Source organism: Paenibacillus sp. SJS-P3 (assembly GCF_056711585.1).
This window is the reverse complement of record NZ_CM160043.1, coordinates 2762219-2773995: the sequence shown is the minus strand read 5'-3', so window position 1 is coordinate 2773995 and position 11777 is coordinate 2762219. Positions and strand designations below refer to the sequence as shown.

14 protein-coding genes are annotated in these 11777 nt (G+C 57.0%); all 14 read left to right on the top strand.

Annotated features, from left to right (window positions below; all coding sequences use genetic code 11):
* The first annotated feature begins 1 nt into the window (after position 1).
* The 14 genes from AC06G8_RS12760 (at position 2) to rseP (ending at position 11767) form a co-directional block, all read left to right on the top strand.
* Complete coding sequence (locus AC06G8_RS12760) at positions 2 to 463, top strand: hypothetical protein (RefSeq protein ID WP_447661149.1); 462 nt, start codon at positions 2 to 4, stop codon at positions 461 to 463.
* 72 nt (positions 464 to 535) lie between these two features.
* Positions 536 to 1324 (top strand): FliA/WhiG family RNA polymerase sigma factor, encoded by a 789-nt coding sequence (locus tag AC06G8_RS12755; protein WP_447661148.1) that lies wholly within the window; start codon positions 536 to 538, stop codon positions 1322 to 1324.
* A 13-nt stretch (positions 1325 to 1337) separates the two neighbouring features.
* A complete protein-coding gene (locus AC06G8_RS12750; RefSeq protein WP_447661147.1) occupies positions 1338 to 2741 on the top strand; it encodes a DUF342 domain-containing protein in 1404 nt (467 codons plus the stop codon).
* A gap of 9 nt (positions 2742 to 2750) precedes the next feature.
* Positions 2751 to 3068: a hypothetical protein gene (locus AC06G8_RS12745; protein ID WP_447661146.1), complete on the top strand. Its 318-nt coding sequence runs from the start codon at positions 2751 to 2753 to the stop codon at positions 3066 to 3068.
* A 33-nt stretch (positions 3069 to 3101) separates the two neighbouring features.
* Positions 3102 to 3641, top strand: coding sequence for a hypothetical protein (locus AC06G8_RS12740; RefSeq protein ID WP_447661145.1), 540 nt, complete (start codon positions 3102 to 3104; stop codon positions 3639 to 3641).
* Positions 3631 to 4296: a hypothetical protein gene (locus AC06G8_RS12735; protein ID WP_447661144.1), complete on the top strand. Its 666-nt coding sequence runs from the start codon at positions 3631 to 3633 to the stop codon at positions 4294 to 4296. Before AC06G8_RS12740 ends, AC06G8_RS12735 begins: the two co-directional genes overlap by 11 nt.
* A 191-nt stretch (positions 4297 to 4487) precedes the next feature.
* A complete protein-coding gene (gene rpsB / locus AC06G8_RS12730; protein WP_048747535.1) occupies positions 4488 to 5186 on the top strand; it encodes a 30S ribosomal protein S2 in 699 nt (232 codons plus the stop codon).
* Positions 5187 to 5328: 142 nt separating this feature from the next.
* Positions 5329 to 5979 (top strand): translation elongation factor Ts, encoded by a 651-nt coding sequence (tsf, locus tag AC06G8_RS12725; protein ID WP_076355354.1) that lies wholly within the window; start codon positions 5329 to 5331, stop codon positions 5977 to 5979.
* A gap of 146 nt (positions 5980 to 6125) precedes the next feature.
* Entirely contained in the window at positions 6126 to 6854 is a 729-nt protein-coding gene (gene pyrH, locus AC06G8_RS12720; RefSeq protein ID WP_048747540.1) for a UMP kinase, read from the top strand.
* A gap of 1 nt (position 6855) precedes the next feature.
* Positions 6856 to 7410, top strand: a complete 555-nt coding sequence (frr, locus tag AC06G8_RS12715) for a ribosome recycling factor (protein ID WP_447661143.1) — start codon at positions 6856 to 6858, stop codon at positions 7408 to 7410.
* A 118-nt stretch (positions 7411 to 7528) separates the two neighbouring features.
* Complete coding sequence (locus AC06G8_RS12710; protein WP_447661142.1) at positions 7529 to 8293, top strand: isoprenyl transferase; 765 nt, start codon at positions 7529 to 7531, stop codon at positions 8291 to 8293.
* A gap of 29 nt (positions 8294 to 8322) precedes the next feature.
* Positions 8323 to 9117 carry a phosphatidate cytidylyltransferase gene (locus AC06G8_RS12705; protein WP_447661141.1) on the top strand — a complete coding sequence of 265 codons (795 nt, stop codon included), beginning with the start codon at positions 8323 to 8325 and terminating at the stop codon, positions 9115 to 9117.
* A 37-nt stretch (positions 9118 to 9154) separates the two neighbouring features.
* Entirely contained in the window at positions 9155 to 10297 is a 1143-nt protein-coding gene (locus tag AC06G8_RS12700; protein ID WP_447661140.1) for a 1-deoxy-D-xylulose-5-phosphate reductoisomerase, read from the top strand.
* Between the two features lie 195 nt (positions 10298 to 10492).
* Positions 10493 to 11767 (top strand): RIP metalloprotease RseP, encoded by a 1275-nt coding sequence (gene rseP / locus AC06G8_RS12695; RefSeq protein WP_447661139.1) that lies wholly within the window; start codon positions 10493 to 10495, stop codon positions 11765 to 11767.
* The last annotated feature ends 10 nt before the right edge of the window (positions 11768 to 11777 follow it).

Genomic DNA, 11777 nt, shown 5'->3' with positions numbered 1-11777 from the left:
CGTGATAGGTACATGGCGCATCAATGCATGGTCGGCGGTTCTGGGAGCGGTCCTTACGGCGGCGATCAACCTGGGACGCAATCCGATCGACGCCGCGGCGACGCGGGCTCTGGCAGCTGCCGCAGCCTTCTGGGCGATCGGTTACGCTTTGCGGGTTCTGCTGAAGCAGACCGTCCCTCAGCCCGACCGGGAAGTCGGGGAGGAACCGGCAGCCGGGCAGCATCTGGACCTTTCCGCAAACGGAGAGGATTTGAACGAGCTGCTGCTTCAAGGCCTGCGGCCGCCTGCCGGCGGGTCGAGTCAGCCGGACGGATCCGGAGGCATGGACGCCTCCTTGGCTCCGGAGCAGCAGAACAGCGGCTTCCAGCCGCTGCAGCCTGCCCGGCTGAAATCGGTTCCTTCCGGCATGGAGCCGGACGAGCTTGCACAGGCAGTCCGTCATATAAGCAGAGAAGAAGAGTAGCATTAGGCTGCAGGCATGCATCCTAACGGCTGGAATAACCGCGAGGTGAATCCTGAAGGAGGCTTGGAAGCCATGACAGAGCCGAAAGCGCCTCATTTGTCCAACATGGCGATGTGGGAGAAATGGAAGGAAGAGCAGGATATAGACGCGAAGAAGGCTCTGATTGAGCAGTATTTGCCGCTGGTCGATTACGTGACGAACCGAATGGCGATCGGCCTGCCCAAAAATGTATCCAAAGACGATCTTGCGAGCAACGGCGCGATGGGGCTGATTGACGCGATCGATAAATTCGATTATAAACGAGGCCTTCAATTCGAAACCTACGCTTCCTGGCGCATCAGGGGGGCCATCATCGACGGCCTCCGGCAAGGCGACTGGGTCCCCCGTTCGGTCCGCGAAAAGGCCAAGCGAATAGAGGAAGCCTATCAGCATCTGGAGCAGCAGTATTTGCGGTCCGTGTCCGATGTTGAAATCAGCTCCTATCTTCAAGTAACGGAGAGGGAGTTCACGACGATGCTGCAGGAAATTGCCGTCACGACGGTCTGTTCCCTTGAAGATCCGATCCGCGAGGAGGAGAGCGAGACAAGAATGTCCTTGCTGGTGGATGAGAAAGCGAAAAATCCGGACCATAAAGTGCATGAATTTTTCCTCAAGGAATCCCTTGTGAAAGGAATCGAGCGATTGACGGAAAAAGAACGGATCGTCGTCTCTCTCTTCTATTATGAAGAGCTTTCCTTGAGCGAGATCGCAGAAGTCATGTCCCTGTCCCCGTCTCGCATCTCCCAGCTTCATTCCAAAGCGATCCTGCGCCTGAGAGGTGCGCTTTCCAAGCAGAAAGATCAACTGATGCAGAACTCCTGAAGGAGGAAAAGCGATGAACCAGCAGCTTGATTTGGAATCTTATCTCAAAGTTAGCCTGTCGCCTGACCGAATGACCGGGTACATTCATTTTCAACGCTGCGACGACGACTTTTCCGTTACGGCTCAAGAACTGGAGCGGTTTGTCCGGCAGGCAGGGATTTCATACGGCATCCTGCCGGAAGCCCTGCAAGCGATCGCCAGCGATCCTGCGGCATGCAGCATCAAGGAAACGGTCGTGGCCAAGGGATTGCCTGCCAGACAGGGCACAGATTCCCGCGTCATGTTCACAATCGACTTGAGCGACGGCTTCAAGCCGGAGGAGAATGACAGCGGCAAGGTGGATTTCAAGGAAATCAACCGCATCCGCAACGTGCAGCGCGGGCAGCTGGTCGCGCGCAAACTGGAGCCGGGCGACGGAGAAGCCGGCATTAATGTTGCCGGCGAGCCGGTTGCGGGCAAGCGGGGCCGCGATATGCGCCTTAAGGTCGGCAAGAATGTGGTGTGCAATCCGGAGCGCACGATGGTGTATGCCGCGCTCGACGGCGTATTCACGCTGACAGAGAGCGAAACGATCAATGTGTTCCCGGTATATGAGGTCAATGGAGACGTGGATTATCGAACGGGCAATATCGACTTCGTCGGCACCGTCGTTATTCGCGGCAACGTGCTGACCGGCTTCAAAGTAAGGGCAGCGGGCGATATCCGGGTCGTCGGGGGCGTGGAAGGCGCAGAGCTTGAATCGGACGGATCGATCGAGATTACGGGCGGCATCATGGCCGGCAACAAAGGAAGCATCAAGTCCGGCAAATCGCTTCGCTGCTCATTTGTTCAGGATGGGACCGTATCGGCGGGCGAGGATGTACAGGTCAGCCAGAGCATCATGCACTCCCAGGTCAAGGCGGGTGAGAATGTCCTTTGCCTTGGAGCGAAGGGGCTGATCGTCGGCGGATCCGTTCAAGCGGGCGAAGCAGTCAAGGCGCGGACGATCGGCAACGGGATGTCGACGGCGACTTCCATTGAAGTCGGCGTCAGGCCGGAACTGCGGCAGGAACTGCTGAATCTCCGCAAAATAATGAAAACGCATGGCGAAGCGCTCGACAAAACGGAGAAGGCTCTCGCTCTGCTCGACCAGCTGGCTGCTTCCGGCCAGATTTCTCCGGATAAGCTCGCGCTGCGAATCAAGCTCGGAGCGACCAAAAAGCAGACATCTGCCGAACTGGACGAAGTCCGCGACCGAATGCTGGAGATCGAGCGTTCGCTGGAGGATTCCAGCACGGCACGGGTCGAGGTGTCCGGAACCGTATATGGAGGGACGCGGATCGTGATCGGAAGGTATACCCGATTCATCAAGGATCCCGCCTCGCGTGTCAGCTTCCGCTACATCGACGGGGAAATCACGATGGGCTCCATCGTGTAGGAGGCGCTGATGACCTATCGACCGGTCGACCTGCAAGTTTCCGTTCCGAAAGTTCATGAGGCAGGAACCCAGCAAGGCTATTATCAGAGCCGTCTTGCCGCAGAGGCCCGCGCTCAGGAGCAGGACACGGCCAAGCGGAGCGAAAAGAACCGCAACAGTCCGACAGAAGTGGACTCTAAGGGGAATCTGCGAACGGGCAAGGACAGCTCCGGGAACGGAGCGGGCCGTGACAAGGCGGCAGGGAATCCGTCTGGCGGCAAAGAGGATGGAGCGCAGGCGGAAGGGGTCCATCCGTTCAAGGGAAAGCATGTGGACTTCAGCTTGTAGCTGAAGCCCGGCAGCAAGGAGGACAGATCGTACATGCAGCCATGGCAGTATATCGTTTTGCTGGGGGCGGTCGTCCTGGTATGGGCGTTTGCGGCGCCCCGCCGAGGAAAGAAGCCTTCAGAGGAGAGCGTATCCCGCGACAGAGGGCTTGAGCAGATGGAGAACGCACTGGAGCAGTTCATGGAAAATATGGAAGAAAGCAATCGGAGTCTCGGCGAGCTGGTCAAGTCCTCCAGAGAGCAGGAACAGGCCGAAGCAAGGCTGAGGGAGCAGCGCATCGAGGAGCTGGAGAAGCAGTGCAGGCTGCTTCAGGATGCTATTGCCGCCAACTCCGGCTCTGCTCTGGCTGCAGGACAGGCGGAAGCTGCCGGAGCTGCTCCAATGCAGCGAGAGGAAGCAGCCCAGCCGCTGCAAGCGCCGGAATCCATCCGCGCTCGCTTCCGGCAGCTGTTCGACTTGGAGCAGCAGGGGAGATCCGTGGACCAGATCGCCAAGGAGCTCGGCATCCATAAGGGAGAGGTGCTGCTCATCCAGCAGCTTGCAAGGCAGGAGGAATCGGCGAATGCGAGGTAAGAGGTCGTTTTGGATCGGACTGGGCGTCGGCATGATGGCCGGTGCTCTTTTGCTTCAATTAATGAATGCCGGCCAAGCGCAGTCAGCGTCTTGGGCAGGCGTCGAATCCGGCTCATCGGAGTCGGGCAGCGGCGAGGAGAGCGCTGTCTATACGCAAGAGGAAGCCGATCTGCTTGTACAAGCCGCAATCGAGAAAGCGCTGCGGGAACGGGAAGCAGAGAGCAGCCCCGACGGCGCTTCTCCGGAAAGCGGCAATCAGCCGGCCGCGTCCCCGCTCAAGACTGAATCGGGTGCTGCCGGCGCTTTTTCGAGTCCAAGCCCGTCTCCGAGTCCGGCGGCTAAGCCTTCTCCCGCAAAGCAGGACTCCTCGTCCAAGAAGGCGGAGAAAAGCAGCGCGAACGGGAAAACGATCATCGTGAGAATTCCGCCGAATTCGAATTTGACCTCGGTCGGAAAGCTGCTGGAAAGCAGCGGAGTCGTCGAACAGGGAGAAGACTTCGTGGCTTACATGCAGAAGGGCGGCTCTCCGGGCACGGTCCGGGCCGGCTATTTTTCCTTCAAAGGATCGCAGGATCTTGCCGCCGTGAAAAAAATCGTGACGGGCCAGCCTATGGACCCTGACGAGGCGAAAAAGAGAATCGGCTCAGGCGGCTAGGAGGCTTTGATGGCCCGCCTGTCAAAGCAAGCCTTGAAGGTTGCAAGCGGGCAGGCAGTATGCTATAGTAATTGACGGTGTTAAAAACACACGCCGGTTAATTTCGACAAGGGTGCTTCCTTATGGGGAGTCTTGCCGGAAGATGACATCGGCGGAGGACACAAATAAAAACCAATCAGGAGGTGTTGAGGATGGCAGTGATCTCCATGAAACAGCTGCTCGAGGCTGGTGTGCACTTCGGTCACCAAACTCGCCGCTGGAACCCTAAAATGGATCGCTATATCTTCACGGAACGTAACGGAATCTACATTATCGACCTGCAAAAAACAGTCAAGAAAGTGGAAGAGGCTTATAACTTCGTCCGCTCCGTGGCTGAAGACGGCGGTACGATTCTGTTCGTAGGTACCAAGAAACAAGCCCAGGACTCTGTTAAAGAAGAAGCAGAGCGTTGCGGCAACTACTACATCAACCAACGCTGGCTCGGCGGCACGCTGACCAACTTCTCCACGATCCAAAAACGGATCGACCGTCTCCGTCAACTGGAGAAATGGGAAGAGGACGGCACGTTCGAAGTCCTGCCTAAAAAAGAAGTCATCATTCTTCGCAAAGAAAAAGACCGTCTCCAGAAGTTCCTCGGCGGCATCAAAGGCATGCGCAAGCTGCCTAGCGCGCTGTTCATCATCGATCCGCGCAAAGAACGCATCGCCGTGGCTGAAGCCCGCAAGCTGGGCATTCCAATCGTCGGCATCGTAGACACCAACTGCGATCCGGACGAGATCGACTATGTCATTCCGGGCAACGACGACGCTATCCGCGCTGTCAAGCTGCTTACGGGCAAAATGGCCGATGCGATCGTAGAAGCCAACCAAGGCGAGCAAACAACCGCGTAAGGAACGGCTTTAGCTGTTCTGAACAGGTTAACACGATGAAGACAACAAAGGGTGGTTAGAAGGTGAAAGCCTCCTCGCCGCCCTTTTTTTGAGAGAATACACGAACATAACGCCTGGCAAAGGCAATCAGGAGGAATAAATCATGGCAGTCAACGCAAGCGCAGTCAAAGAACTCCGTGAAAAAACGGGTGCAGGAATGCTCGATTGCAAAAAAGCATTGGAAGAAGCAAACGGCGATCTGACGAAAGCAGCCGAGCTGCTTCGTGAAAAAGGCCTCGCAGCCGCTGCCAACAAAGCCGGCCGCGTAGCTACGGAAGGCGTCGTTGAATCCTACATCCACGCCGGCGGCCGCATCGGCGTTCTCGTTGAAATCAACTGCGAGACGGACTTTGTTGCCAAAACGGATCAATTCCGCGAATTCTGCAAAGACATCGCTATGCAAATCGCAGCTGTAGGCGCCAAATACGTTCGCCGTGAAGAAGTCGATCCGGCTGAACTTGAAAAAGAGCGCGAAATTCTTAAAGCCCAAGCCCTCAACGAAGGCAAGCCTGCCCATATCGTCGAGAAAATGGTTGAAGGCCGCCTGAGCAAGTACTATGAGGAGTTCTGCCTCATGGAGCAAGCTTTCATCAAAGATCCGGACAAGACGATCACCACGCTGCTGAACGAAAAGATCAGCACGATCGGCGAGAACATCTCCATCCGTCGCTTCGCTCGTTTCGAGCTCGGCGAAGGTCTGGAGAAAAAAGTCGACAACTTCGTTGAAGAAGTCATGGCGCAAGCCAAACTGTAAGTCGTCTCCAGGCGTTCCGTGTCCGCACGGAACGCTTTGATCAACCGAACGCAGCAGGCGGGGCGGGGCGTCCGCCCCGCCTCTTGCTTTGTCCACGGACAAGGCTGAAGTAAAGCAAATCTGGGTATTACATGGGGGTATTGACGTTGGAGAATCCCGTCTACAAACGGATCGTCCTGAAAGTCAGCGGTGAATCGCTGTCGGGGCAGGCTGGCTATGGCATCGAGGCAGAGATCATTTCGTCCATCGCGCAGCAAATCAAGGAAGTCGTGGAGCTTGGCGTCGAAGTGGCTATCGTAGTCGGAGGAGGGAATATCTGGCGCGGTATCGCGGGAACAGCCAAAGGAATCGACCGTGCGACAGCCGATTACATGGGCATGCTGGCTACGGTGATGAATTCGCTGGCTCTGCAAGATGCGCTTGAATCCATCGATGTGCCGACCCGTGTCCAGACCTCGATTGCCATGCAGCAAATCGCGGAGCCGTATATTCGCCGCCGCGCGATTCGCCATCTCGAGAAAGGGCGCGTCGTCATCTTCGCGGCCGGAACGGGCAATCCGTTCTTCTCTACGGATACGACGGCTGCGCTGCGCGCGGCTGAAATCGAAGCCGAGGTCATTCTGATGGCCAAGAACAAAGTGGACGGGGTTTATTCCGCCGATCCGTTCAAGGACGAAACCGCGGAGAAGTTCGACCAGCTGTCTTACCTCGATGTGCTCAACCGCAATCTTGGCGTCATGGATTCCACATCCACTTCGCTCTGCATGGACAACAATATTCCGCTCGTCGTATTCGCCATAACGATTCCAGGCAATATTAAGCGGGTCATCCTGGGAGAGAAAATCGGAACGATCGTGAAAGGAAGTGCACAATAAGATGCCGCAAGGAATCAAAGCAGACGCATCCGAAAGAATGGAAAAGGCCATCGGAGCCTTGAAACGCGATCTGGGCACGCTTCGTGCAGGCCGTGCGAATCCGGCTCTGCTGGACCGCATTCAAGTCGAGTATTACGGGGCCTTGACTCCCCTCAACCAATTGGCGAACATCAATACGCCCGATTCCCGCACGCTGTTCATCCAGCCTTGGGACAAATCTTCGCTCAGCGATATCGAGAGAGCGATCATGAAATCGGATATCGGCATGACTCCGTCCAATGACGGGACGTCGATCCGGATCGTCGTGCCGATGCTGACCGAAGAGCGCCGTACGGAGCTCGTCAAAATGACGAAAAAATTCGGCGAGGAAGCGAAAATCGCGATCCGCAACATCCGCCGCGATGCCAACGATGCAATCAAGAAGCTGGAGAAAACGGATATTTCCGAAGACGAGTCCAAGCGCCATCAGGACGACATTCAGAAAACGACGGACAAGTTTGTCGCTGAAGTCGATAAGGTGCTTGCTGTCAAAGAAAAAGACATCATGGAAGTTTAGGCCGGGAATGCCGGCACAGGTCAGATCCAAGCCCCTCCGACAGGTGGGGTTTGCCTGCATCATGGCTCCTATGAGGAGCCTGCCAGCCTAAAGTCATTGCCGGCGGGGAGGAATCAGGATGATTGAGCGGTTATGGTCGAAGCGCGGCAAGGCATCTCCGCAGGTGGCGGACCCCACAAGCCTGGACAATATTCCGGAACATGTGGCCATCATTATGGACGGCAACGGAAGATGGGCCCAAAACCGGGGATTGCCGCGGATAGCCGGCCATCACTCGGGCATGAAAGCGGTCAAGAAGGTGACGATGGCAGCCGACCGGGTCGGAGTCAAATTTTTGACTTTGTATGCTTTTTCGACCGAGAACTGGAAAAGGCCCAAGACAGAGGTCGATTTTTTGATGCGGCTTCCGCAGGAGTTTCTTGCGCTTGAGCTCGAAGAGCTCATCGAGAACAATGTCCAGGTCAGGATGATGGGCTACCGGGGCAATTTGCCGGACTTCACTTTGGCAGCGCTCGACGAAGCGATTGAAAAAACAAAAGCCAATACCGGGTTGGTTCTTAACTTTGCCTTGAATTACGGAAGCCGGTCCGAAATGCTGGATGCGGTCAAATCCTTGGCAATGGATGTGAGGAACGGCGGTCTGGAGCCAGGCGACATCACGGAAGAGATGATGGCGAAGCGCCTTCTCAGCAGCGGCTTGCCGGATCCTGATCTGCTCATCCGAACGAGCGGAGAGCTTCGTCTAAGCAACTTCATGCTCTGGCAGATGGCTTATAGCGAACTGTGGTTCACCGATGTTTACTGGCCGGCGTTCACGGAAGAATTGTTCCAGGAAGCCATCGCGGAATATCAGCGGCGAGCAAGGCGATTCGGCGGCATTTAACGATCCGCTTTTGAAAGAGGACCTTACCCATGAAACAACGCATCGTTACCGGAGCTTTGGCGGGAGCCTTGTTCCTGCTTCTGCTTGTCGTTGGGGGCCCAAGTTACAACGTGCTGCTGCTGCTTCTTGCCCTCATCGGCTTTTACGAATATGTTCGATTGAACGGATTTCGTCCCCTGCACCCGGCCGGGCTGATCGGCTATGCCGGGATGCTTTTTTTTCTGCTTCCTTGGGAGAAGATGGGACTCGAGATGCCGATGGACGGTTATGCCGTATGGATTCTGATGCTGCTGCTGCTCGCGGTGACCGTCGTGAGCAAGAACGAGACGACGCTAGACGGAGCCGCCTTGCTGCTGCTCGGAGCTCTCTATGTCGGATATGGTTTCGGTTCCATGCTTCAGGTCCGAGCCTTCCATGAACACGGGCTTTTCTTTTCTTTCCTCTGTTTCGGCTGCATCTGGGCTTCCGACATCGGAGCCTACTTCATCGGCAAAGCGATCGGTAGGACGAAGCTGTGGCCGGCAATCAGCCCCAACAAAACGATCGAAGGCTCGCTTGGCGGCGTGCTGGCCTCCATCGTCGTCGCAGCGGCGTTCCACTTCGCCGCTCCGGAATGGATCGGGCTCGGCCATGCGGTCATGATCGGTGTTGTGGCGGCAGTAGCCGGGCAGTTCGGAGATCTGATCCAGTCGGCATACAAGCGTCTTCGCGGCGTGAAGGACAGCGGGCGCTTGCTGCCGGGTCACGGCGGGGTGCTCGACCGCTGCGACAGCTGGATTATCGTGTTTCCGCTTCTTGTGCTGACGGGCCTCGTTCCCGTCTGACAGCGGCGCCAATACATAAGAAGAAAGAGATGGTTCGGTGAAAAAAGTTACGCTTCTCGGATCGACCGGCTCGATCGGCACCCAGACGCTCGATGTGATGGCAGCCCATCCGGATGAATACGAGCTGGAGGGATTGGCGGCCGGTTCCAATGCCCGGCTGCTTGTCCAGCAGGCATTGAAATTCAAGCCCAAGCGGGTCTGTCTCGCCACGGAGGAAGGAGCACGCTACGCCAGGGAGGCTTTGCCTCCAAGCGTAGAGGTGCTGCATGGCGAAGAGGGCTTGGTGGAAATGGCGGGCGGAGGCAGCTCCGATGTCGTCGTGACGGCCATTATGGGAAGCCGCGGCCTCCCGGCTACGCTTGCGGCCATCGAAGCGGGGCGCACGATCGCGCTGGCGAACAAGGAGACGCTCGTTACGGCGGGGCATTTGGTCATGGACGCCGCGAAGCGGCGCGGAGTGAGCATCCTTCCCGTGGACAGCGAGCATTCGGCATTGTTCCAATGCTTGAACGGGGAGCGGAGAGAGGATGTTCTCGGCATCACGCTGACCGCATCCGGCGGCTCTTTCCGGGACCGCACGCGGCAGCAGCTCGGCGGGGTCACGGTCGCGGAAGCTCTGAACCATCCCAACTGGTCGATGGGCGCCAAGATCACGATCGATTCCGCTACGATGGTCAACAAAGGCTTTGAAGTCATTGAAGCCCGCTGGCTGTTCGACCTGTCCTACGACGATATTTCCGTGGTGATCCATCCGGAGAGCATCATCCATTCGTATGTCGAGTTCAAGGATCATAGCATTATCGCGCAGCTTGGCATGCCGGACATGAGGGTGCCGATCCAGTATGCCCTCTCCTACCCGGCGCGGCTGTCTAGCCCGTCGAAGAGGCTGGATCTGGTGCAGGCCGGCAGCCTCACCTTCCGGGAGATGGACTACGACCGCTTCCGCTGCCTGCGCATGGCGTTTCAATGCGGACGTGCGGGCGGCACGGCGACGACGGTGTTCAATGCGGCGAACGAGGTGGCGGTCGACCGTTTCCTGAAGGGCGAGATCGAATTCCTCCACATCGAGAGCATTCTCGAGAGCGTCCTTGAAAGGCATGACGTCATTGCTGTCCCGGGGTTGGAAGAGATCGCCGAGGCGGATGCCTGGGCTCGGCGGGAAGCTTCCTCAGCGGTTTAGAATCCCTCTATTGCCCCCATAATCGTTAGCTTCAGCCACGCTTCCTTCCGCTGAAAGCTGTTTTTCCTCGTCAACTGCCGAGGTCCATATCGGGACGGCGGAGGTTTGCCGGCGAAGGGCGGTTCTCTTGTGTCTGCCGGGAGAATAATGATAATCTAGGTACAGGCCGTTAACCGACTGGAGGCACTGACAGCTATGGGTACAATTCAGGTCATCTTCATGACCGTTCTCGTGTTTTTCGTCATTGTCACCATCCATGAATGGGGACATTATTTTTTTGCCAAGCGCGCAGGCATTCTGGTCCGTGAATTCGCGATCGGATTCGGACCCAAGCTGTTTTCCATCAAGCGAGGGGAAACCCGCTACACGCTCCGTCTAATTCCCGCAGGCGGATTCGTCCGCATGGCAGGCGAAGATCCGGAAATCTCGGAAGTCCAGCCTGGGCAGACGGTCGCGGTCCGTGTGAAGGATGGACGCGTGACACGCATATATCTCGATCGGCTGGACGAGCGCAGCGGAGTCATCCGAGGCGAAGTGGAACAGATCGACCTTGAGCGCAGATTGTTCATTCAGCTGCATGTGGAAGGCGATACGGAACGTTACGACGTCCATCCGCAGGCGCTTATGATTGCGAAGAGCAGGGAAACCCAGATTGCGCCCATCGACCGGCAGTTCGGCAGCAAGACGGTCGGACAGAGGGCACTGGCCATTGCAGCCGGTCCTTTCATGAACTTCATCCTGGCGTTTGTCCTGTTCGCTGTCTACATCCAGATGGCAGGCGTCGTTCAAGACAATCCCAAACATCTGCTGATCAACAGCGTCGTCGCAGGCATGCCGGCCGAGAAGGCGGGCTTGCAGAAGGGCGATGTCATCGATACGGTGGGAGGCACCGACGTCGGGACCGATTATGCCAAGATGATCGAGATCATCGGCAAGTCGGCGAACAAGCCTCTTGAATTGAAAATCATCCGTAGCGGAGAGCCTCTCTCGCTCACGCTGACTCCGGTTCCCGATAAGGAGAGCAAGGCCGGCAAGGTCGGCATCACGGCCGGATATCCGATGCGGTCCGCGACGTTCGGAGAGACGGTCACGCAATCGGCCGTCACGATGAAGGAAGTGACCGTGCAGATTTTCAAAAGCTTCGGCCAGCTCATTACGGGCAACTTCAAGTTCGACGATCTTGGAGGTCCTGTACGGACCGCTGAGGTTACCGGACAGATCGCCCGGCAAGGCCTCCCGTCGCTGACGAATTGGGCGGCCGTGCTCAGTCTCTATCTCGGCATCTTCAATCTGCTTCCGATTCCGGCGCTGGACGGCAGCCGGCTCGTATTCATCGGGCTGGAGGGACTGCGGGGACGTCCGGTCGATCCCGCGAGGGAGAGCATGGTCCATGTCATCGGCTTCATGATGCTGATGCTGCTCATGCTTGCCGTGACTTACAATGATATTTTACGTTTAGTACGAGGGTAGAGGGGAGCCT